Source organism: Roseivirga sp. AWQ4_251, assembly GCF_056158225.1.
In genome coordinates, this window is record NZ_JBSWSW010000001.1 from 1,242,313 (window position 1) to 1,264,420 (window position 22,108).

Genomic DNA, 22,108 nt, shown 5'->3' on the forward strand with positions numbered 1-22,108 from the left:
TCAAGCTAATCCCTATCTTTAGCCATGTGCATTTCTGCCATCCTTCTCATTGCCGGGCTTTCTTCTAGAATGGAAGGGGAGAATAAGATGCTTCTTCTTCTAGGAGGTTCCACTTTGTTTTGTTCTTAAGTAAGTCATTACATACCTGTAGGTTTTTCTGTCTAATCTTTCTTTTATCATTATCTTACCCAACAGTTTACAATCAAAACCTATTCGGTATGCAACAATCAAAACTCTACAACAACACAACCCGACTCCGTTTGGGAGTTAAAAGTAGCGTTTTGGCCATGTTGGTATGGGCAAGTTCTTTTTCTTTAAATGCCGCACCTTGGCAGGAAGAAGAGCAAGATACCACCGGCCAAACCACTTATAAAGACCTTCCTTTGAAGGCTGAAAGAACCCTGGAATTCAATACGAAAGAAGGGACTTGGATTTCCATTGATATTAGTCCTGACGGAAAAACCATCATTTTCGATATGTTGGGCGATCTTTACACCATGCCTTTCAGTGGAGGAAAAGCCACCCGAATAACCGATGGAATGGCTTATGATACCCATCCGCGCTACAGCCCCGATGGAAAAAGTATTGTTTTTACGTCCGATAGAAGCGGAAATGACAACATCTGGACTATGGAACTCGATTCCAAGGAAACTAAACAAATCACAAAGAGCAACAATGAGAATTTTCAATCGGCTGAATGGTCGCCTGATGGTGAGTATTTGGTGGTTTCTCGTGGCCGAAGAAATATGAAACTTTACATGTACCACAAAGATGGTGGTGGTGGTTTTCAGCTTATTAAGGAGCCTTCTGGTTTAAAAACCGTTGAACCAGCTTTCAGCCCTGATGGCCGTTATATCTATTATTCTAGAAGAAATGGAGCTTGGAATTACAATGCGCAATTCCCTCAATATCAGGTGGCTGTTTATGATCGAGAAAATGGAGAAAACTCAACGGTTACTTCAAGATACGGCTCGGCTTTCACACCAACGCTTTCGCCCGATGGAAAATATATGGTGTATGGATCTCGCTATGAAGATGAAACAGGCTTGGTACTGCGTGATTTGAAGAGCGGAGATGAGCGCTGGTTGGCCTATCCGGTTCAGCGCGATGAGCAAGAATCTATCGCGCCTCTAGGGGTTTTACCCGCCATGTCCTTCACCCCAGATAGTAAAGAATTAGTGGCTTCTTACGGTGGAAAATTATGGAGAATTCCTGTGGCTGGCGGAAGCGCGATTCATATTCCAATGGATGTAGATGTGGCTTTGGATATGGGCCCAAGATTGAAATTTGACTATCCTATTTCTGACGATGAAGACATGATTGTAACTCAAATCAGAGATGCAGTTCCTTCGCCTGATGGAAAAAGATTGGCTTTTACGGCTTTGAATAGACTTTATACTATGGAGATTCCTTCAGGAAGTCCAAAGCGTGTTACTGATTTTGCCATGACAGAAGCTATGCCAACTTGGTCTCCAGACGGTAAGTCACTTGCTTTTGTAACTTGGTCTGAATCTGATGGTGGGCACTTATATAAAGTGAATGTAGAGGGTCGTCCAAAGCCAGTAAAACTGACTCAAGAATCGGCTATTTACATGACTCCGGCTTGGAATAAAAACGGCAAAATCGTTTTCACCAAAGGTAGCGCCCAAAACTTGAAAGATGCTGAAGGTCCAAGCGCACCTAGAGCTGCCGAAGATTTGTGCTGGATTAGTGCAGATGGCGGAAACATCAACTTTATCATGAAAACAAATGGTCGTGGCAATCCACACTTCGTGAAAAGTGATGATCGAATTTATTTGAGCAGCGGAAGAGGTTTAACTTCTGTGCGTTGGGATGGAACTGATGAGAAGAATTTGGTGAACATTACCGGTATTACCGTGTATGGTTCAAATCCAGCAGATGATCATTTGGGAAGTGCTGTAAACAATACGGCTCTCAACGAGGCTGAAATGTGGAGAGAAAACAACCCACCTTCAAGAGCTTCACTAATCTATATGGCGCCAGAAGGAGATAAAGCCATGGCGCAAATCAACAATGATATTTATGTGGTTACCGTTCCGAAAATCGGTCAAACACCAACCATTTCGGTAGCTAATCCAGAGTCGGCTCAATTTCCTGCTAAAAAACTAACGGAACTAGGAGGGGAGTTTCCTTATTGGTCGGCTGATGCTAAAAAGGTGCATTGGAGCTTAGGAAACGCTCATTTTATCTATGACTTAGCAAAAGGAGAAGCTTTTGCAAACTCGGTAGCTGCGGCTAAAAAGGAGAAAGCTGAGGCTAAAAAAGATAAGAAAGAAGAGGAAGAAAAAGCTGAAGAAAAAAAGGATGAGAAGAAAGAAGAAGCTGTTTTCGAAGCCGATGAGTTTAAAATAGAAGTGCATGTTAAAAAGGATATTCCTCAAGGCCGTGCACTATTGAAAGGCGCTAGAATCGTGACCATGAATGGCGATCAGGTGATTGAAAATGGTGATATTCTAATTGAGAATGCCCGCATTAAAGCGGTAGGAGCTTCAGGTACTTTATCTGTGCCAAGAGGAACCGAAACCATTGATGTCTCAGGTAAAACAATCGTTCCGGGTTTTGTAGATACACACGCGCACATGTGGCCTGCTTGGGGGCTTGAAAAGAATGAAGTGTGGATTTATGCTGCAAACTTAGCTTACGGTGTAACGGCAACTCGCGATCCTCAAACCGCAACTACCGATGTGCTTACTTATGCCGATATGGTTGAAACCGGTTCTATTCCTGGCCCAAGGGTATACTCTACAGGGCCTGGCGTGGGTTATTGGTCTTATAACCTAAAGAGCTTGGAACATACCCGAAAAGTATTGAAGCAGTATTCTGAATATTTCCATACCAAAACCATTAAAATGTATTTGGTAGGAAATAGAAAGCAGCGCCAATGGGTAATTCAAGCGGCTAAAGAGCAGGAACTTATGCCAACTACTGAAGGTGGTTTGGACTTTAAATTGAATATGGCCAACATGATTGACGGTTATCCTGGTCACGAGCATTCCTTACCAATTGCGCCACTTTACAGAGATGTAACTTATACCATAGCGGAGTCAAAAATGGCGTATACGCCAACGCTTTTGGTTTCTTACGGTGGGCCTTGGGCTGAAAATTATTATTACTCAAGAGAGAATCCATACCACGATAAAAAGCTTAGCTATTTCACGCCTTACAATGAATTGGCTGCTAAATCACGAAGAAGACCAGGGTGGTTTATGGACGAGGAGCATGTATTTAAGAAGCATGCAGAAGGTGTAAAAGCCGTAGTTGAAGCGGGTGGCTTAGCGGGTATTGGTAGCCACGGTCAACTTCAAGGTTTGGGCTATCACTGGGAATTATGGTCAGTGGCTTCTGGAGGGATGAAAAACTTGGATGCCCTGAAAGTAGCTACCATTTTAGGAGCAACTTCTATCGGTTTAGATAAAGATTTAGGTTCTATTGAAGTTGGTAAATTGGCCGATTTAGTGATTTTGGATAAAAACCCATTGGAGAATATTCGTAATACCAACACCATCAAATTCGTGATGAAAAATGGTAGACTTTACGATGGAAACACGCTTGATGAGGTTTACCCGAGAAAGCAAAAAGCTGGACCTTTCCATTGGCATACCGAAAAGCCAATGAACTTACCAGGCTTGAAAAAGTAAAGCTCTAACGATTTCATAATAAAGCCAGCATCGAAACTTCAGTTCATTTCGATGCTGGCTTTTTCTTTATAAAGATTTCGATGAGTAAGCATTGTGCATCAGTTGCTGTTATTTGGAGATAATCAGAACTGATACCGTTTTGCCTTATGAAATTTTAACCTGCGAAAATATAGCCGCAACGGTTTTCTTGAGCCCTCCCCAATGCCCAAACACCTGAAGGAACCACTTGAATATTAGGTAGAAGATTTGCTAGCCATTCCTTTTCTACTTCTTCGGCTTTTAACCCCATTTTATGTGCAATTCCTGCACTGTCTACTTTTAAGGCCAAGCCACAAACACAAAAAAGAACCCCACGATTTTGCTGTTCTTTTATGCCTTGAATCGCTTCTAATGGAAAGTCTCCTTTTTGAGGTTCGAAGTAAAGGTTGCGAAGCGAAGGGCGATGTGTTTGCAAATCGGTGATTTTGTAATTCTCACCCAATTTATATTTCTCCCAGATTGAGCTTTTGAAAGCAAATGGGATTGCATCATGGCGCAAAACAACCACGGCTGTCAAATCATTATCAGCCGAGCCAGATTCATTATTGGTTTTATAAAACACCCAAGAATGAATAAACGGAAACCCATCGTGATGTTCAGGAGCATCGATAACCACGCGATGGCTCCCCTTGATCTGTTTAAACCATTGTTCTGCCTCGCGATATGTCTCAGGGCCAACAATATATCCCGAATCGGCAAATAGACTGTGTGGAATCGATGAAAGCCCAGCTGAAGAACTTTCAACTGGGGCCATTTGATTGAAAAAATGCTTTCTGGAAGACTCTATTGGCTTTTTCACCGAATTCGCTACTTTGAGTTTTTCACGGTGCAAATAAAGCGTCATAGTGAAAACAAAAGCAGAAGCGCGGGTCAACAATAGGTTCGACAACTCAATAGTAGGGTGAACAATAGGTGAACAGCTGATGTCAGTATTTTGAAAACCAGTGACTTAAGTTTTGAGTGGATTAGCCCAGTCTGCCATCTCCGTTGATGTCTTTGCCAACGGTTTCTTCCAAAACTCTTAAGGTTCTATCCAGTAATTCCTGGGTTCTTTTCAACTCTGATTCTAAATAGGCAACTCTGCCTTCTAATGAATTGGCCCTGTTATTTTGCTCGTGAATTTGACCTTGCTGAATTATATCCCAGAATATACCCATGTTGTGTTTGTTTTGAATAAAAGAATGATTGAGCTAAGAAGGTAGGAATGGATAGCAGCCGAATCAACCATTCATAAGCTGATCGGTTTTTCATCGGGTTGAAGGTAGCGTGAAGCTGCTTCAAAATTTCAGAGCGATCTTTGAAGCAGCTGATATGGTGTTGCCGAATACTTACTGAGCTGGTTCGTTACAATTAATCATCCATTGCACACCGAATTTATCGGTGAAACTGCCATGATAAGCGCCCCAAAAGGTGTCGTGCAAATTCATAGAGATTTTGCCGCCTGCAGAAAGTTCATCAAATATACGTTTGCTCTCCGCTCTAGTATCAGGTTCCAGATTAATATGCATGTTGTTGCCGAAATTCACATTAAAACCCAAACATTCGGGAGCATCGGTTGCCATGAGTACGTGACCTCCAGTAATGGGTAATTCAACGTGCATTACTAAGTTTTTGTCTTCTTCCGAAAGGGTAGGCATTCCTTCTTGAGCGGGTACACTACCCATTCTAAGAATGCCTTGGCCACCAAATTCGCTTTTAAATACTGCTTTGTAAAAGTTGAAGGCTTCTTCGGTGTTGTTTGGAAAATTGAGATAAGTGCTTACGCGAGCCATAATGATCTAGGTTTTGAAGTTATTTTGAAGTTAATTGTGATAGTCTTTTAAATAGTTTTCCAGTTTGTTGAGAGTTTGAGTACCGCCTTCGCTGGCATGAACTTTCTCATTGAGCTCATCTAAAATGGCTTTCGATTTGAATACTGAAGTCATGGTGAGCATGGTTTTCCCTTCCACTTCTTCAAAAGAAACATTTACCGTAAAGTCGTATTCAGGACTGTGTCCGTAATGTTTATAAACAAGAAGTTCTGGTTTTATAACTTCTATGTACTCTATTTTTTCGTCAAAATCGAAGCCCATACCGGCCATTTTAAAAAGCCAGAATTGACCAGCTTCTACTTTCATAGATTGGTTGGTGACCTTAAAGCCGTTGGGTCCCCACCAAGCCGAAATGTGTTCAGGTTTTGTCCATACTTCCCAAACCAAATTTCTTGGCGCATCGAGTAGGCGAGTGAATTCAATTTGGTTTTCATGAATGGTGAAACCTTTGTTTGTGATTGTTTTCATATTCAAAAATTAGGGCAGATTTTAAGATTGAACTTGGAGCAAGTAGGCATTCATACGGACAATGTTCTGTTTAAGTCCTTCATCGGCTTTAAAGGTTTTAACCGTTTGTTGGAATTGCTCCGCGGTTTCAAAAAGCATGTGCCAGTGGATGTACGTTTTCTCTCCTTGAGCCTCAAAAATAACTGTGGTAGTGAATTTTGGGCCAGATACATGATCGAACACAATTTTCTCACCCTCAATGATCTCTTTGAAAATGCTCTTGTTTTTGTAATCCGTGCCGTCTGGGCCATGCATTACAAATTCCCAAGTGCCGCCTGGCCAGAATTCCATTTTATGAATGGTGTTCGTAAAGCCTTCGGGTCCCCACCAATTCTTAATGTGATCAGGGTTTTTCCATACTTCCCAAACCAATTTCACAGGTGCATCCAGCACGCGAGAAATGATAAGTTCTCTATCTTTTGTATCCATTTTATTAAGGTTGTTTTTGATCTTTTGCTTGAATCTTCTTTAAGTAACCTTCTAAAGAATCAAGTCTCGATTCCCAGAATTGTCTGTACTGCTCCACCCAAGTAGTCACTTCTTCTAAAGGTTCTAATTGAGCTTCACAGTATCTCTCTCTGCCTTCTTGATTGATAATGACCAAACCGCATTCCGTCAGAATTTTTATATGTTTTGAAATGGCTGGGCGACTGATGTCAAAATTTTCGGCTACAGCATTCAAATTCATGGTTTTGTTGGCTAGTAAGCCAATGATTTCGCGTCTTGTGGGGTCGGCAATGGCTTGAAATACGTCTCTTCTCATCTCTCTCAAATAATTTGTAACTGAATGGTTACTAATTTAAATGTAACTATTCGGTTACGCAATAGCTTAATAGAAAAAAAGAGTGATTCTTTTAATTATTTGAAAGCAAGAGTGGATAGCATTCTTTCAAATTCTGAAGAATGATTGGCTGTAAAAATCAAGGGCTCACCTGATTTGGGATGATTTATAGTCAGTTGTTTGGCGTGAAGAAGCATGGTTCCCATATTCCATTTTTCTAGAAATAGCTTGTTCTGTTTGTTGCAGCCATGAGGCCTATCACCAATAATTGGATGTAGTATATGGGCGAAATGCTTTCTGATTTGATGCATCCGTCCGGTTTCTGGATAAACTTCTACCCAAGAATATCGAGAGGTTTGATGCTTGCCAAACGGCACAGGTATTTCTGTTTGCGCTAAAGTTTTATAGCGAGTAATAGCATCCTGAGTTTTTCCCTTGTCGTTGGTGAGTGCGTAATCTATTATACCTTCAGCTTCAGTATAACCGCGCACAATGCTGTGATAAATCTTCTTAGGAATTCTATTTTCGAACTGTTGTTGAAGATGGGTGAGGGCCTCTGAATTGAGCGCAAAAACCAAAACTCCCGAGGTTTTTCTATCTAATCGGTGAGCAGGGGAAACATGCAAACCTATTTGGTTTCGCAGTTCTTGAACCGCAAACGTATCGGTATTTCTGGCAATGGGCGAACGATGCACCAAAAGACCATGTGGTTTATTAATGGCCACAAGGTCTTCGTCCTGATAGAGAATTTCTAAAGGTTCATTGAGGTGAATCGACTGCTCTGGTTCTTCCATTTATGCTTTTGCGATACTTTGTGCTTTAGGCGCTCGCTTTTTATAAAGAGCGAAAATATTACCGATAATCAACATAAACATGCCAAGAAAGGTATATTCTGTAATCACGAAGCCTTCGAAAATGGAGGAAATGGTTACCGCTACCAAGGGCACGGCCACAATGGCATAAGCTGCTTTTCCTGCTCCAATTCTTCCGATAAGAGTTAAGTATGTGCTGAAAGCTATAACAGAACCGAAAACCACCAAATAAAGCATTGAAATTACATATGGTGTTGACCAATCGATGGTAAACGGACGACCTAAAGAAACGCCAACAATCAACATGGCTAAAGCTCCATAAATCATGGCAAAGGCTGTGGATTGCATCACGGGTATTTTCAACTTGGAATTATAAGCTGAAGCAATATTGCCCAAGCTCGCAATCATTACAGAGGACACACACAAAATAAGCCCTGTGAATGAGTCATCTCCCATATGGAATGCCATCAGTTCTTTTTTGAAAATGACCATGGTGCCAAGAATCCCAAAGACAGCTCCCAAAGTGACACGAGCCGTAATAGGCTGTTTTAGAAAAAGCGCTCCAAATATAATGTTGAAGAAAATAATTAATGAAAAACCAACCGCTACCAAACCACTGGTTAAATGTTCTTCGGACTGATATACCAACCAATAGTTAAAGCCATGGAGAAGAATACCTTGAAGTGCAATTCTCAAGTGAACTTTGGCTGGAAAACGAAGAGGTTTACCCAAAGCCTTACAATAAGCAAGTAATAAAATGCCTGCTAAAGCAAATCGATACATCACGGACATTAGTGGATCTACCGCGCCAAGTTGAAAGGTGATGGCATACCAAGTTGAACCCCAAATAAGGGCCGGAATGGCAAATAAAAGTAAATTGCTAGAGTTTTTCATAGGGTATTTCTGCCCCGAATTTAGACATTGGATGCATAGCTAAATCACCGGAACATGCATTTTAACTTAACCGGACTTTAGGGAGTTCCCCAGCGCATAATTAGAGTCGTGGGATTTTCAAAAGTGTCTCTGGCTTTGGCTTGAAAAGTTAGGCCGGGAATAGTTTCGAGCTCTTCCTTATATTGTGTTCTAGAGATAATGTAGCCATTAGGATGCGCAGCCATATAATCCAGAATTTCTTCCTTAGTATTATACATGGGAACCTCTCTCTGCAAAGCGAAAACAAATGCTGGATTTAGCCTTTTAAAAGCAATGATTTCTGCAGAAGTATCCATTTGAGGAAGGGTTTTCTGAACAGGATTTTCAGCATCTACTTGTGGGAAAATGATGTAGAAAAACAACATACTGATCACCGTCCATGTGGCGATGTTCAGCCATAAGACCTTTTCGATATTATTCTTGAAAATGGTTCGCCTTAAAATATATAAGCCCAAGGCACTAAGCGGAGTAAAATAAAAGGCTAAATCCTTTAGGTGAGATAAGCTTTTGTCTCCCTTCAATCCAAAATATATTGCGATGGGAAAGCCCACCATAAGTAGTCCATAAAATCCGAGACGGAATTTATTGGCTATGGTTTGAAAATAGCTGTTGTCGATTTTGCTGATATAGTACCCGATCAGAATAGCCAAAAGAGGATAAGAAGGCGTAGTGTAATTGGGCAACTTAGTGCTGCTGATGGCGAAAAATACAATGATTACGAGCGCTCCAATCAACACATATAATAAAGCACTATTTGATTTTCTATCTTTCCATGCTTTCCCAAGCGCTTGAAAACTGAAAGGAAGAAAGGCCAACATACCCAAGCCAAAAACGAAAATCAATGTCAAAAATGGGCTTCCATTATGGCCTTCCATAGAATCGGAAAACCTTGAAAAGTTATGCTTGAAAAAGAACTCTTCTGTCCAAAGCCCATCGGTTTGTTTGTGTACTGCCCAATACCAAGGTAAGGCGATTAATAACGAAAGAATAACCCCTCCAAATGGCTGCATTCTCCAAATGGTTTTCCATTTAAAATCCTTTTTGGCAAATAGAAAAATTAGGCAAGTTAAGCCTGTCAACCCCATGGCAATAGGGCCTTTGGTAAGTAATCCACAGCCCACAGCAAAGTAAAAACAGAGCAGTTGCCATTTGTTATTTTCTACATAAGCTTCGTAAAAAGCAAAGAAGGCCCAAGTCAGAAAAAAGATCAAATAAGGATCGGGAACGGCCATGTGGATTTGCAAGGCAAAGTGTATTGAAGCAATTAAAACCAGTGCCGCATTTCGACCTACCTTTTCTCCAAAATGCTTTTGGGCAAAAAGAAAGGTGATCATAATTGTTAAAACGCCCATTAAAGAAGAGAAGAACCGTGCTCCAAAAGCATTTACCCCAAAAATGGAGTAACCTGCTGCCATAAAGTAGTAGTGCAAAGGTGGTTTGTCGGTTCTGAGTTGGTAATTGTAGTGAGGGACTACATAATCTCCACTTTCGAACATTTCCCTTGCAGCTTCTGCATTTTTGGCTTCGTCTAAAGCGTAAACATCGAGCCCGCTGATATTTGCGAACGATACTGCTACGGCCAAAATGAGTATTAAAAAAAAGGTTTTCTGCATGCTTCTTTAGTGGCTACAAAGCTAAGAGATTAAGCAGGAATAATCTTAAAAACCTAAAAATTCAAACGGAAGAAAATGGCTTTATTCATTGGTGCGATGCTTCAAATAAAGAGAAGGTGGCATGCCCATTTTCTTTAAAAACTGGCGATTGAAATGCGAAATATTATTGTAGCCGCAATGGTAGCTGACTTCCAAAATATTCATTTGCCTTTCCAGAAGCATTTTACAGGCGAAACCAATTCGTACTTCATTAAGGAATTCGGTAAAAGTTTTTTGAGTGGTTTTTTTAAAGAAGCGACAAAAGGAAGATTTATTCATATGTACCAACGTGGCCATTTCTTCGACTTCAATTTGTTGCTGAAAATTGTGCATTACATAATCATAAACCTTGTCCAATTTTTTGTCATTCGCTTTGTCAAAGTGATTAACAAAACCTGGTGAAGCTAGGGTAGAAGCATTTTCGTCTTTTACCAATTCACTCAATATTTGGAAGAAGTTGAGAAGGCGATCCAGCTCGTTGAGCGGGTTCAGCTCAAGAATCAATCGCTTTACTTTTTGGCTGGTAGCCTCAGAAAACTTTAGGCCTAGTTTTGCCCTTTCTATCAAATCGTTAAATGAAGATAATTCAGGAATGCTTGCTAAGCCGGTAAGTAAAAGTTCAGGAGAAAAATGTATAACCTCTGCCTTAGCGCGAAGTTGAGAACCAGGCTCAAAATAAGAAGTATCATTCTGAAACATATGAGGCAGGTTGCTTCCAATCAGAATTAGCTCTCCTTTATCGAATCGTTCAATGTTATCCCCAATGAATCGAGTGCCTTCGCTTTCTTCAATATAAACCAACTCGAGTTCAGTGTGGTAATGCCAGATTTTGAGAAAATGATCAAAATCGTGCTTTGCCAAGCTAAAAGATTTGTTCGGGACTAAGCCTCTTTGCAGTAATGTAGCTTTCACAAACAGTAAGTTATCGAATGAAAATCATATTGAATAGAATAATGCAAATATAGTGTTAGGAAAGGAATATGGTTGCGTAGATTTTTGAATCGGAGATGTTGATCTTGCTTCTTATAAAATGCGAAAACACCTTATATGGATTGTGAAATCATTGGCTATGAAGTGAAGGATATTCGTTTCCCGACCAGCAAAACGCTAGATGGATCCGATGCCATGAATCCTGACCCCGATTATTCAGCAGCCTATCTCATCTTAAAAACCAACATTCCAGAATTGGAAGGCCATGGACTGACCTTTACAATTGGCCGAGGAAATGATATTTGTGTACAGGCCATCAAAGCCTTTATGCCCATGGTGGTTGGTCAAAGGATGGGAGTTATCACTGCCAATATGGGTGAATTCTGGCATAAACTGAATGGTGATAGCCAATTGCGTTGGCTTGGGCCAGAGAAGGGTGTTATGCATATTTCTTTGGGAGCCGTGATCAACGCAATTTGGGATCTATGGGCCAAGATGGAGCAAAAACCACTTTGGAAATTGGTAAGTGATATGAGTCCAGATCAACTATTGAACTGCATTGACTTTACTTATATAACTGATGCCATTTCGAAGGAAGAAGCTTTGAGTTTTTTAAAATCAAAGGAAGAATCTAAGCCCGAAAGACTGAATTTCTTAAAAGAAAACGGTTATCCAGCTTACACAACTTCAGCAGGATGGTTGGGCTATTCTGATGAAAAAATCAGACGTCTGTGTAGAGAGGCCATTGCTGACGGATGGACTTACATTAAAATGAAAGTAGGCAGCAATTTGGAAGATGACATCCGAAGGGCGACAATCATTAGAGAAGAAATTGGATATGAAAGGCATTTAATGATGGATGCCAACCAAAAATGGGATGTGGAAGAAGCAATTCAATGGATGGATGCTTTGAAGAAATTCAAGCCATTGTGGATTGAAGAGCCCACAAATCCTGATGATGTTTTAGGACATAAACGCATTAAAGAATCCATCGCTCCAATCCATGTAGCCACAGGAGAACACTGCCAGAATAGAATCATGTTTAAGCAGTTTATGCAAGCTGAGGCTTTGGATTATTGCCAAATAGATAGTTGCCGTTTGGGAGGTGTTAATGAGGTTTTAGCAGTGTATTTAATGGCTGCAAAATTCGGGGTAAAGGTGTGTCCGCATGCCGGTGGCGTTGGTCTTTGCGAGTATGTTCAGCATTTGGCTATGATCGATTACCTCTGCATTAGCGGAACTATGGAAGGTAGAGTTGTGGAATATGTGGATCATCTTCATGAGCATTTTGAATCACCCACTATAATAAAGAATGCAGCTTATCAAGCACCCAAAGATTCGGGTTATAGCATTACTATGAAGAAGGTGTCGCTAGAAACTTATCTTTATCCTGATGGAGCTTATTGGTCAAAAGAATTAGCGTTATGAGTAAATTTAGCTTAATAGGAAAATGCGCCATAGTAACCGGTGCAGGAAGCGGTATCGGTAGGTCGATTGCGCTGACTTTTGCCGAAGCTGGCGCCATGGTTCATGTAATCGATTTGAATCAACAGGCAGCGGATGAAGTGGTGGCACTCATTAAAGCCATTGGAAGCCAAGCGCAAAGTCATTTGTGCGATGTTTCTAATCAAGCCGAATTTCAGAAGCTTGTAGACGAAATTGCATCTGAAACTCGAATTGATATTCTAGTCAATAATGCAGGAATTGCCCATGTGGGTAATCTTGAAGGTACTTCCGAAGAAGATTTCGATCGAATCTACAAGGTAAATGTAAAAGGAGTTTACAATGGCATGTTTGCCTGTGTACCTCATATGAAGGAGCGGGGCGGAGTTATTCTGAATATGGCTTCCGTGGCATCTTCCGTAGGCATTTCCGATCGATTTGCCTATTCCATGAGTAAAGGAGCAGTGCTTACAATGACACTTTCCGTTGCCAAAGATTATGTGAACTATGGCATTCGCTGTAATTGTATTTCGCCAGGAAGGGTACATACACCATTTGTAGATGGATTTTTGGCTCAAAACTATCCGGGCAAAGAACAGGAAATGTTCGAAAAATTATCAGCCACACAACCTATTGGCCGAATGGGTAAGCCGGAAGAAATTGGCAATTTGGCGCTTTTTCTATGTTCCGATGAAGCTTCATTCATCACTGGAACGGATTATCCTATTGATGGTGGTTTTATAAAATTGAATACATAAATGTTTGCTTGTGCTTTTCATAATGTCGAAGTAGACTGGAAAAAATAAATCAAAATGAAATTAATCCGATTCGGAATAGCTGGTGAAGAAAGGCCAGGAATCGTCATGAAAAGTGGTCAAAGAGTAGATGTGAGCGCTTTTGGTGAAGATTATAATGAGAAATTCTTTGAAACTAACGGCATAGAAAGGCTTATCAGTTGGCTTTCTAAAAACGTTGACAATTGCCCTAGAATTTCTGATGATGAAAGGCTCGGAAGTCCGATTAGTAGGCCTTCTAAAATTGTATGTGTTGGGTTAAATTATGCCAAACATGCGCAAGAAAGTGGCGCTCAAGTGCCAACCGAACCAGTCCTTTTCTTTAAGTCCACAACTGCCATTTGTGGTCCAAACGATGATGTGATTATTCCCAAAGGAAGTGTGAAAACGGATTGGGAAGTAGAGCTGGCAGTAGTCATTGGTAAAAAAGCTTCTTATGTAGAAGAGGCTGAAGCCATGGATTATGTGGCTGGTTATGTACTTCACAACGACATCAGCGAACGTGAATTTCAATTGGAGAGATTGGGCCAGTGGGTGAAAGGCAAAAGCAACGATACATTCGCTCCGCTTGGTCCGTGGCTGGCAACAACCGATGAAATTACCGATGTGCATAACCTTCCGCTTTGGCTGAAATTGAATGGCAAGACCATGCAAGACAGCAATACGAATGATATGGTGTTTAAAATTCCAGAGTTGATAAGTTATATCAGCCAATTCATGACTTTGCTACCGGGAGATGTTATTTCTACCGGAACCCCTTTTGGAGTAGGCTTAGGACTAAATCCCCAGAAATATTTGGTTGAAGGTGATGAAATGGAATTGGGAATTGATGGCTTAGGTGTAGCGAAACAAAAAGTAGTCAAATACCAATGAGAATAGACGCGCATCAACATTTCTGGCATTACGATCCCGAGCGAGACGCTTGGATTGATGATAGCATGGCTGTGTTGAAGCACGATTTTTTACCTGAAGAACTTAGGCAAGAAATTGAAGTGAATGAAATGAATGGCTGTGTTGCTGTTCAGGCCGATCAGTCTGAGGAAGAAACGGAGTTTTTGCTGAGCTTGGCCGATCAGAATCCCTTTGTCAAAGGCGTTGTGGGTTGGGTTGATTTGAGAGCTGAGAATGTTTCTGAGAGACTTGAATATTTTTCTGCTCATTCAAAATTCAAGGGAGTAAGGCACATTGTTCAAGCTGAGCCCGACCCTTACTTTTTGCTTCACCCTGAATTTAAAAACGGTATTTCTGCACTTTCTTCGTTTGGATTAACCTACGACTTGCTCATTTACCCTAAACAGTTAAGGGCTGCTATAGGGCTTGTAAAGCAGTTTCCTAATCAACCTTTCGTAGTCGATCATCTTGCAAAACCCTTGATTAAACACCAGATTCTTTTTTCATGGAAAGAAGCTATTCAAGAGCTTGCTCAGTTGCCAAATGTTTACTGTAAAGTTTCGGGAATGATTACCGAGGCGAATTGGCACAGTTGGAAAATGGATGAAATCCGACCGTATATCGATGTCGTTTTTAATGCATTTGGTATCGATAGGGTGATGTTCGGCTCAGATTGGCCCGTGTGTAAGTTGGCAGGCAGCTATACAACTACATGCGTGCTTATGGAAGAATACTTAATGAATTTTTCTCGAGAGGATAGGGCAAAGTTTTGGGGAGAAAATGCTACGAAGTTTTACAAGTTGACTCCTTAGAAGATGATGAACTCTCATTTTTCAAATATGCTCAATTGCGCAAACGATTCACTAAAGTCGGTTTCAATTCACTTTTTAAAAGCAAACTACCTATGAATAAATCTTGGATCCTTTCGCTTTGCCTTATTTTGGTTTATGGCTGCTCACAAGCACCAGAACAGCCTAGGTATAATCTTCTTTGGTATAAAACTCCAGCAAAGGATTGGTCAAAAGAAGCTTTGCCCATTGGTAACGGCCGCTTAGGAGCCATGATTTTTGGTGATCCTTTGCATGAAAGAATTCAATTGAATGAAGATTCTATGTGGCCTGGTGGGCCAGATTGGGGAGAATCACAAGGTACTTGGAAGGATTTGGAATATGTCAGGAATCTGCTGATTCAAGGGAAGGTTCATGAAGCTGATAAAGAATGGGTAGACCGATTTTCTCACAAAAGCATTTTGCGTTCTCATCAAACCATGGGCGATCTTTTCATCGATTTTGAAGAAAGAGAAATTTCAGATTACCATCGTCAGCTGGATATGGATTCCTCATTAGTTACCGTAAAGTATACAGCAAACGGTGCAGAATTTACAGAACGAATGTTTGCCAGCGAGCCAGATAATGCACTGGTTTTGGAGTTGAAAACTACAGATGAAAATGGATTGAATTTCTCCATGCGACTGAACAGGCCACAAGATGACGGTCACCCCACAGTTTCCATTTCTAACCCTAATGAAAATGAAATTCAAATGGACGGCATGGTAACTCAGTATCAGGCTGTTCATTATTCCAAGCCAGCTCCGCTTGATTATGGAGTGAAGTTTCAAACCCGACTGAAAGTGGAGAATGATGGAGGCGAAGTGCGTGCAGAAAATGGGCAGCTGATTTTGAAAGGAGTGAAGCGCGCGGTGGTTTATTTGGTTTGTGCTACTTCATTCTACCATGATGATTTTGAGTCCAAAAATAAATCCAATTTAGAAAAACTATCTGGTTCTTCTTTTCAAAATATATTAAAAATTCATGTAAAAGATTATCAGAATTTATTTAATCGCGTGAGTTTGAACTTGGATGGACATGCGCTAGATAGCTTGCCGACTGACCAACGTTTGGAGCGAGTTCAGGCAGGAGAAAAGGATCCAGATTTAGTGACAAAATTATTCCAATACGGGCGATATCTGTTGATTTCAAGTTCGCGACAAGGAACAAGCGCGGCCAATCTACAAGGTATTTGGAACGAAGCTCTTTCAGCACCTTGGAATGCGGATTACCATCTGAATATTAACCTTCAAATGAATTATTGGCCAGCGGAAGTAACCAATTTGAGCGACTTACACGATCCATTTTTCGACTTTACCGAAAGGCTGATTGAGCGAGGTAAAATTACAGCGCAGAAACAATATGGTATGCGAGGTTTTGTGGCGCATCAGGCCACGGATTTTTGGGCTCCGGCCTGGATGAGAGCCGAGCAACCTTATTGGGGAGCGTGGGTTGGTGGTGGTGGCTGGCTAATGCAGCACTTTTGGGATCATTACCAATTCACTAAAGACAAAGATTTTCTAAAAGAAAGAGCTTATCCCGCTATCAAAGAATCAGCGCTATTTTACCTCGATTGGCTGATGAAAGACCCTCGTGATGGCACTTGGGTTTCAGCACCGTCTACTTCTCCAGAAAACTCATATATCGCGGAAGATGGAAAGTCCGCAGCCACGGTTTTAGGCACAGCCATAGATCAACAAATCATAGCTGAAGTATTTACAAATGCTCTGGCGGCAGCTAAGGAGTTGGGAATAGAAGATGATTTTACTGAAGAAGTAAAAGAAAAGCTAAAAGGCTTAAGGTCAGGAACCGTGATTGGGCCTGACGGCAGAATTTTGGAATGGGATAGACCTTATGATGAGCCTGAGAAAGGGCACAGACATATGTCGCATTTGTATGGCATTTATCCGGGTAATACAATTACAAAAGAGACTCCGGAACTATTTGAAGCCGCCAAAAAATCTGCCGAATATAGATTAGATCACGGAGGAGCGGGAACAGGTTGGAGCCGCGCTTGGCTCATTAATCTTTCTGCCAGGCTTTTGGAAGGAGAGGAAGTAGAAAAGCATGTGAACTTGCACATGCAAAAATCTATAGTGTCCAACCTTTTCGATATGCATCCTCCTTTTCAAATTGATGGAAATTTTGGATTTACTGCGGGTGTGGCGGAAGCGCTTTTGCAATCGCATGCCGGATCCATTCATTTTTTGCCTGCTTTGCCCAAAGCTTGGGCTAATGGAGAGGTGAAGGGATTAAAAGCAAGAGGAAATCTCACGGTTGATTTGAAATGGGAAAACGGAGTTTTAGTTCAGGCTAGAGTTGTCCCTGAGAAATCAGGAACATTTGAGTTTGCTTATGATGGTATCGCAAAATCGATGGAATTAAAAGCTGGCGAAGCTTATGTTTTCAATGCTCAACTGGTTGAGAAATAAGTGCTATTTTGATGAATTAATCGAGTTGAAATGGATTTGAATCTGAAAGATAAAGTTTACCTCGTAACGGGTGGAGCCAAGGGAATCGGGGCTGCAATTGTTCAACAGATCTGCGCTGAATCTGGAAGAGCTGTTATTATAGACAGAGATGAAGAAGCAGGCAATAAACTTGTTTCAGAACTTGAAAATAAGGGAGGGAAAGCTCTCTTTGTTCAAGCGGATTTATGCGATTCTAAAGCTTGTGAAAATGCGGTTTATCAAGCGATTCATAAACTGGGTTCCATTCATGGATTGGTGAACAATGCAGGCGTAAACGATGGCGTAGGGCTGGAAAATGGCTCTCCAGAATCGTTTAGAATTTCACTAAATAAAAACCTTAATCACTTTTTTGATATCAGCCATTTTGCACTGCCTTATTTAAAGGCAACTCAAGGCGCGATTGTAAATATTGCTTCAAAAACAGCTATAACGGGCCAAGGAAGCACTTCGGGTTATGCAGCCTCAAAAGGTGCAATATTAGCGCTTACCCGAGAATGGGCTGTAGAATTGCTCAAATATAGTATCAGAGTAAACGCAGTAATTCCGGCAGAAGTGATGACACCCTTGTACCAACAATGGCTTCAATCTTTTGACAACCCAGAAGAAAAGGCCGCATCCATTGCCCGTAAAATTCCTTTAGGGAAAAGAATGACCAAAGCCGAAGAAATTGCCGACATGGTTTTATTTCTTCTTTCAGAAAGGGCCAGCCATATTACTGGCCAGCATATTCATGTGGATGGCGGCTACACACATTTAGACCGAATTCTCTAAACTTCACCTATGACTTTTTCAACTGATAAATCCAAAATCGTAGAACGGAAGAATCTTATTCCTTTCATTCTCATTACTTCGCTTTTTGCTTTGTGGGGTTTTGCAAATGCTGTTACAGATCCCATGGTTCAAGCCTTTAAGAAGGTTCTGGAACTCACCAATTCGCAGGCCGCATGGGTACAAATGGCCTTTTACGGAGGCTATTTTTGTATGGCTTTACCCGCGGCACTTTTCGTGAGAAAATATTCCTATAAAGTTGGCGTATTGATTGGATTGGCGCTTTATGCTTTCGGGGCTCTTTTGTTTTATCCGGCTGCGATAACTGAGCAATTCTGGTTTTTTTGCCTCGGCTTATACATTCTCACATTTGGTTTGGCTTTTCTGGAAACCACGGCCAACCCTTATATTCTGGCTATGGGTTCTCCCCAAACGGCTACTCAGCGATTAAATTTAGCTCAGGCATTTAACCCTGTTGGGCTATTGGGTGGTTTGCTTGTGGCTCAGCAGTTTGTACTCAAAAAACTTCAGTCCGATGATATTACTAATTTTGACTCTCTTGATTTAGCCAGAAAAACCCTCATAAGAACTTCCGACCTGATGGTTATCCGAAATCCCTATGTTATTCTAGGCTTGGTTTTAATTGGAATTTTTGTGCTTATAGCGGTGAGTAAAATGCCTCAAAGCAGGGGAGAAGGGGCAATCCCAAGTTTGAATTCCTCATTTCAAGCACTACGAAAAAATAAGAAATATGTAATGGGTGTTTTGGCGCAGGTACTTTATGTAGGGGCGCAAATCATGTGCTGGACCTACATTTATCAATATGCCGAAGCCATTGGCATTTCCAGCGAAATGGCAGCGAATTATCAGTTTGGAGCCTTCATTATGTTTTTGGTTGGCCGAGCCATTGGTACTTACCTGCTTCGTTTTGTGAATGCAGGGCATTTACTCAAATATTTCGCCTTTTTGGCAGGCATAAGCACCGTTCTCACCATGTATGTTCAAGGTGTGTTTGGCTTGTACGCGCTAGTCGCGATTTCACTGTTTATGTCCATTATGTTCCCAACCATTTATGGTGTGGCGCTCAATGGTTTAAATGAAGAAGAATCGAAAATTGGAGCTGCTGGTTTGGTCATGGCCATTGTTGGAGGCGCTCTTATGCCCAAATGGCAAGGAATGATCATTGATTTAGGTGGAGTGGCCGTTAATGACACTACCATTTTAGGGACATCAGAAGTTAATTTTTCATTTGTACTCCCTCTTGTTTGCTTCATTTATATCGGTTGGTATGGCGCCTGGGTGGGAAGAAAATATGCTTGAAAAGGATTGAGTTATGAAGAAGTATTGCCTGACTTTGGATTTGAAAAATGATCCAAAGCTGATTGAAGCATATAAAGAACATCATAGGCAGGTATGGCCTGAAATTATACAGAGTATTAAGGCCTCGGGTATTGCAGAGATGGAAATTTACCTGTTAGGCAATCGGCTTTTTATGATCATGTGGGTACAAGAAGGTTTCTCTTTTGAGCAAAAGGCAAAAATGGATCAGGATAACCCCAAAGTTCAAGAATGGGAAAAATTGATGTGGCAATATCAACAGGCATTACCCATGGCTGAAAAGGGAGAAAAGTGGATGCTTATGGAAAGGATTTTCGAACTCAATAATTCTCTTGAATCATGAAATGGAAATATAATCCGAAATACCCTTCCGTTGACGATCTCAGGAAAAAGGCACAAAAGCGGATGCCTAAGTTCGCCTTTGAATATCTGGATGGTGGCTGCAATGAAGATGTCAATTTGCACAGAAACACAGCAGAAATAAGAGAAGTCAGTTTGATTCCGCAGTACATAAAACCTTACAATGGAAGCCAACTGAAGACCGAACTTTTTGGTCATGAATACGATGCCCCTTTTGGTATTTCTCCAGTTGGATTACAAGGCCTGATGTGGCCTAATGCCCCCGAAGTACTTGCAAAGGCAGCGTTTCAGCATAACATACCTTTTATTCTTAGCACGGTCACCACAAGCAGCATAGAACGAATTTCAGAATTGACAGAAGGCCGCGCATGGTTTCAGCTTTACCATCCTGCGGAAGAAAAATACCGTGATGACCTTATTGCTAGGGCCGAAGCTGCCGAATGTCCTGTGCTGGTGCTTTTGTGCGATGTGCCAACTTTTGGATTTCGTCCAAGAGATATTAGAAATGGACTTTCAATGCCGCCAAGGTTGACCCTAAATAACGTAATTCAGGTAATGACTCATCCGACTTGGGGGCTTCAAACCTTAAAATACGGTCAGCCGAATTTTGCTTCATTAAAACCTTATATGCCCAAAGATTTGGGCTTAGGAGGCTTGGGTGGTTTTATGGATCGTATGTTTTCCGGCAGGTTAGACGATGATAGAATCAGCAAGATCCGGGACCGTTGGAAAGGAAAATTGGTTTTGAAAGGAGTAGCCAGCGAAGCCGATACCGAGTGTGCAATTCAGTTGGGTTTGGATGGTGTAATTGTTTCAAATCATGGCGGACGTCAGTTGGATGCTGGGGAGTCGACTATAAAGCCTTTAACCCGCATCGCTGCTCAGTATGGTGATAAAATTAAGGTTATGATGGACAGCGGAATGCGATCTGGGCCAGATGTAGCTCGCACATTGGCTAGTGGCGCGGCATTTACTTTTATGGGAAGAAGTTTTATGTATGGCGTTGGCGCATTGGGAGCCAAAGGAGGAGACCATACCATTTCAATATTAAAAACTCAGTTGCAGCAAGTAATGGAGCAAGTTTGCTGCGAAAGAGTAGAGAATTTACGTGCTCACCTTAATAACCATTAACCCGTCACTGCAATGAACTGTACTTAGAGTTAGTTAGAAAGCACTTTGAAACATGGCGGATAAGTGTCTGTTAGGGGTGCTTTATTTTCCGAAATTCTCTGTCAGTAGGAGTTTTGCAATTTCAAAAAGTGTTGGAATTTCTGCGAATGCATTCCTAAAGATATCAACAAGTTGTTTGCCCGATTCTGTGTCAACACCTAGATTAATTCCAATTGAAAGTATTGTGTTCAGAATGATTCCCTTAATATCAAATTTATTTGTTCGGTTTGTCGATTCTATGATATAATCAAGTTTCTTATCAATTGCGTTCGAAAGTTCAATTGATGGCGAAAATTCAGTTCGAATGTCAGCTTTAATCTTTTCAACCGCTTGTTTCAAGAAATGAATATCATTATAGTCCAAGGGTTCATAGTTTTCCGTCCAGTCTGAAGAGTTATCAAAAATATTGCTCTCAAACTTTCTCCACTTTTGAGTTAGTTCAATTTCGTTAATATATGGCTTTACAACCGTTTTTAGCCAGTAGTCGATTTGCTTGATCAGATTTTCTAAATTGTTGTTTTGTCCGAGTGGGCCAACAAGCGGGTAATCAGGCTTGAATTGAGTATGCCAAATATTAAATAGATTAAAATTGTTATGACGTTGCTCGACTTCAAATCTCAAATCGGTGTTGTTAAGAATGATTTTAAATTTATCATCCGTTTCGAACCTGAAAAGCGAAATATCAAAGCTCGATTGTTCAATATGTTTTTTGATGGTGAATTTGTGACTGGCTAACATTTAATTTCTCTAGGTTTTGGCTATCGTGAGTTTGCTGAATTTACAATAAAATTGAAATGGAAAATTATCACTTGCATTCTACAATTAAGAAAAACATTTAGAAGAATAATTACAAGAGCCCCATCTCTTATCTTCCCCCATGGGGGAAGACGGTAGTGACTGCAATTAAATGTACCATTGCAAG

The 22,108-nt window shown here is 41.0% G+C and carries 21 protein-coding genes; 10 read left to right on the top strand and 11 right to left on the bottom strand.

Features of this window, described 5'->3' with window-relative positions; all coding sequences use genetic code 11:
* The first annotated feature begins 218 nt into the window (after nt 1–218).
* On the top strand, nt 219–3,659 hold the full coding sequence (locus tag ACXACJ_RS05575; protein ID WP_475133287.1) for an amidohydrolase family protein: 3,441 nt from the start codon (nt 219–221) through the stop codon (nt 3,657–3,659).
* Between the two features lie 154 nt (nt 3,660–3,813).
* On the opposite strand, the gene ACXACJ_RS05580 is transcribed toward ACXACJ_RS05575, so the two are convergent.
* From ACXACJ_RS05580 to ACXACJ_RS05625, 10 genes are all read right to left on the bottom strand, one after another.
* Nucleotides 3,814–4,587 carry a Tat (twin-arginine translocation) pathway signal sequence containing protein gene (locus tag ACXACJ_RS05580; protein ID WP_475133288.1) on the bottom strand — a complete coding sequence of 258 codons (774 nt, stop codon included), beginning with the start codon at nt 4,585–4,587 and terminating at the stop codon, nt 3,814–3,816.
* Nucleotides 4,588–4,663: 76 nt separating this feature from the next.
* Nucleotides 4,664–4,855: a hypothetical protein gene (locus tag ACXACJ_RS05585; RefSeq protein WP_475133289.1), complete on the bottom strand. Its 192-nt coding sequence runs from the start codon at nt 4,853–4,855 to the stop codon at nt 4,664–4,666.
* Between the two features lie 171 nt (nt 4,856–5,026).
* A complete protein-coding gene (locus ACXACJ_RS05590; protein ID WP_475133290.1) occupies nt 5,027–5,470 on the bottom strand; it encodes a VOC family protein in 444 nt (147 codons plus the stop codon).
* A 30-nt stretch (nt 5,471–5,500) separates the two neighbouring features.
* Nucleotides 5,501–5,977: an SRPBCC domain-containing protein gene (locus ACXACJ_RS05595; RefSeq protein ID WP_475133291.1), complete on the bottom strand. Its 477-nt coding sequence runs from the start codon at nt 5,975–5,977 to the stop codon at nt 5,501–5,503.
* A 21-nt stretch (nt 5,978–5,998) separates the two neighbouring features.
* A complete protein-coding gene (locus ACXACJ_RS05600) occupies nt 5,999–6,445 on the bottom strand; it encodes an SRPBCC family protein (protein ID WP_475133292.1) in 447 nt (148 codons plus the stop codon).
* A 4-nt stretch (nt 6,446–6,449) separates the two neighbouring features.
* Nucleotides 6,450–6,779 (bottom strand): ArsR/SmtB family transcription factor, encoded by a 330-nt coding sequence (locus ACXACJ_RS05605; RefSeq protein WP_475133293.1) that lies wholly within the window; start codon nt 6,777–6,779, stop codon nt 6,450–6,452.
* Nucleotides 6,780–6,874: 95 nt separating this feature from the next.
* Entirely contained in the window at nt 6,875–7,591 is a 717-nt protein-coding gene (locus ACXACJ_RS05610; RefSeq protein ID WP_475133294.1) for a pseudouridine synthase, read from the bottom strand.
* Nucleotides 7,592–8,503 carry a DMT family transporter gene (locus ACXACJ_RS05615; protein ID WP_475133295.1) on the bottom strand — a complete coding sequence of 304 codons (912 nt, stop codon included), beginning with the start codon at nt 8,501–8,503 and terminating at the stop codon, nt 7,592–7,594. It lies immediately after the preceding gene.
* Between the two features lie 77 nt (nt 8,504–8,580).
* A complete protein-coding gene (locus ACXACJ_RS05620; RefSeq protein WP_475133296.1) occupies nt 8,581–10,155 on the bottom strand; it encodes an ArnT family glycosyltransferase in 1,575 nt (524 codons plus the stop codon).
* A gap of 81 nt (nt 10,156–10,236) precedes the next feature.
* On the bottom strand, nt 10,237–11,055 hold the full coding sequence (locus ACXACJ_RS05625) for an AraC family transcriptional regulator (RefSeq protein ID WP_475133297.1): 819 nt from the start codon (nt 11,053–11,055) through the stop codon (nt 10,237–10,239).
* A gap of 186 nt (nt 11,056–11,241) precedes the next feature.
* Between ACXACJ_RS05625 and ACXACJ_RS05630 the strand changes: the two genes are divergently transcribed.
* The 9 genes from ACXACJ_RS05630 (at nt 11,242) to ACXACJ_RS05670 (ending at nt 21,147) form a co-directional block, all read left to right on the top strand.
* On the top strand, nt 11,242–12,552 hold the full coding sequence (locus tag ACXACJ_RS05630; protein ID WP_475133298.1) for an L-fuconate dehydratase: 1,311 nt from the start codon (nt 11,242–11,244) through the stop codon (nt 12,550–12,552).
* A complete protein-coding gene (locus ACXACJ_RS05635) occupies nt 12,549–13,325 on the top strand; it encodes an SDR family NAD(P)-dependent oxidoreductase (RefSeq protein ID WP_475133299.1) in 777 nt (258 codons plus the stop codon). The genes ACXACJ_RS05630 and ACXACJ_RS05635 overlap by 4 nt, the downstream gene beginning before the upstream one ends.
* Before the next feature lie 54 nt (nt 13,326–13,379).
* Nucleotides 13,380–14,234, top strand: coding sequence for a fumarylacetoacetate hydrolase family protein (locus tag ACXACJ_RS05640; RefSeq protein WP_475133300.1), 855 nt, complete (start codon nt 13,380–13,382; stop codon nt 14,232–14,234).
* Nucleotides 14,231–15,064 carry an amidohydrolase family protein gene (locus tag ACXACJ_RS05645; protein WP_475133301.1) on the top strand — a complete coding sequence of 278 codons (834 nt, stop codon included), beginning with the start codon at nt 14,231–14,233 and terminating at the stop codon, nt 15,062–15,064. The genes ACXACJ_RS05640 and ACXACJ_RS05645 overlap by 4 nt, the downstream gene beginning before the upstream one ends.
* Nucleotides 15,065–15,156: 92 nt before the next feature.
* Nucleotides 15,157–17,511: a glycoside hydrolase family 95 protein gene (locus tag ACXACJ_RS05650; protein WP_475133302.1), complete on the top strand. Its 2,355-nt coding sequence runs from the start codon at nt 15,157–15,159 to the stop codon at nt 17,509–17,511.
* Nucleotides 17,512–17,541: 30 nt separating this feature from the next.
* Entirely contained in the window at nt 17,542–18,321 is a 780-nt protein-coding gene (locus tag ACXACJ_RS05655) for an L-fucose dehydrogenase (RefSeq protein ID WP_475133303.1), read from the top strand.
* Between the two features lie 9 nt (nt 18,322–18,330).
* The gene (gene fucP / locus ACXACJ_RS05660; protein WP_475133304.1) at nt 18,331–19,638 is read left to right on the top strand and encodes an L-fucose:H+ symporter permease; all 1,308 of its coding nucleotides are present in this window, start codon (nt 18,331–18,333) and stop codon (nt 19,636–19,638) included.
* Nucleotides 19,639–19,651: 13 nt separating this feature from the next.
* Nucleotides 19,652–19,999: an L-rhamnose mutarotase gene (locus tag ACXACJ_RS05665; RefSeq protein ID WP_475133305.1), complete on the top strand. Its 348-nt coding sequence runs from the start codon at nt 19,652–19,654 to the stop codon at nt 19,997–19,999.
* Complete coding sequence (locus ACXACJ_RS05670; RefSeq protein WP_475133306.1) at nt 19,996–21,147, top strand: alpha-hydroxy acid oxidase; 1,152 nt, start codon at nt 19,996–19,998, stop codon at nt 21,145–21,147. Before ACXACJ_RS05665 ends, ACXACJ_RS05670 begins: the two co-directional genes overlap by 4 nt.
* 81 nt (nt 21,148–21,228) lie before the next feature.
* Here the strand turns inward: ACXACJ_RS05670 and ACXACJ_RS05675 are convergent, their stop codons facing one another.
* Nucleotides 21,229–21,924, bottom strand: coding sequence for a hypothetical protein (locus ACXACJ_RS05675; RefSeq protein ID WP_475133307.1), 696 nt, complete (start codon nt 21,922–21,924; stop codon nt 21,229–21,231).
* Nucleotides 21,925–22,108 lie beyond the last annotated feature (184 nt).

Coding starts and splice junctions, on each gene's coding strand:
- ACXACJ_RS05575 (WP_475133287.1), top strand. CDS start 219: ATGCAACAATCAAAACTCTACAACAACACAACCCGACTCCGTTTGGGA.
- ACXACJ_RS05585 (WP_475133289.1), bottom strand. CDS start 4,855: ATGGGTATATTCTGGGATATAATTCAGCAAGGTCAAATTCACGAGCAA.
- ACXACJ_RS05590 (WP_475133290.1), bottom strand. CDS start 5,470: ATGGCTCGCGTAAGCACTTATCTCAATTTTCCAAACAACACCGAAGAA.
- ACXACJ_RS05595 (WP_475133291.1), bottom strand. CDS start 5,977: ATGAAAACAATCACAAACAAAGGTTTCACCATTCATGAAAACCAAATT.
- ACXACJ_RS05600 (WP_475133292.1), bottom strand. CDS start 6,445: ATGGATACAAAAGATAGAGAACTTATCATTTCTCGCGTGCTGGATGCA.
- ACXACJ_RS05605 (WP_475133293.1), bottom strand. CDS start 6,779: ATGAGAAGAGACGTATTTCAAGCCATTGCCGACCCCACAAGACGCGAA.
- ACXACJ_RS05610 (WP_475133294.1), bottom strand. CDS start 7,591: ATGGAAGAACCAGAGCAGTCGATTCACCTCAATGAACCTTTAGAAATT.
- ACXACJ_RS05615 (WP_475133295.1), bottom strand. CDS start 8,503: ATGAAAAACTCTAGCAATTTACTTTTATTTGCCATTCCGGCCCTTATT.
- ACXACJ_RS05620 (WP_475133296.1), bottom strand. CDS start 10,155: ATGCAGAAAACCTTTTTTTTAATACTCATTTTGGCCGTAGCAGTATCG.
- ACXACJ_RS05630 (WP_475133298.1), top strand. CDS start 11,242: ATGGATTGTGAAATCATTGGCTATGAAGTGAAGGATATTCGTTTCCCG.
- ACXACJ_RS05635 (WP_475133299.1), top strand. CDS start 12,549: ATGAGTAAATTTAGCTTAATAGGAAAATGCGCCATAGTAACCGGTGCA.
- ACXACJ_RS05640 (WP_475133300.1), top strand. CDS start 13,380: ATGAAATTAATCCGATTCGGAATAGCTGGTGAAGAAAGGCCAGGAATC.
- ACXACJ_RS05645 (WP_475133301.1), top strand. CDS start 14,231: ATGAGAATAGACGCGCATCAACATTTCTGGCATTACGATCCCGAGCGA.
- ACXACJ_RS05650 (WP_475133302.1), top strand. CDS start 15,157: ATGAATAAATCTTGGATCCTTTCGCTTTGCCTTATTTTGGTTTATGGC.
- ACXACJ_RS05655 (WP_475133303.1), top strand. CDS start 17,542: ATGGATTTGAATCTGAAAGATAAAGTTTACCTCGTAACGGGTGGAGCC.
- fucP (WP_475133304.1), top strand. CDS start 18,331: ATGACTTTTTCAACTGATAAATCCAAAATCGTAGAACGGAAGAATCTT.
- ACXACJ_RS05665 (WP_475133305.1), top strand. CDS start 19,652: ATGAAGAAGTATTGCCTGACTTTGGATTTGAAAAATGATCCAAAGCTG.
- ACXACJ_RS05670 (WP_475133306.1), top strand. CDS start 19,996: ATGAAATGGAAATATAATCCGAAATACCCTTCCGTTGACGATCTCAGG.
- ACXACJ_RS05675 (WP_475133307.1), bottom strand. CDS start 21,924: ATGTTAGCCAGTCACAAATTCACCATCAAAAAACATATTGAACAATCG.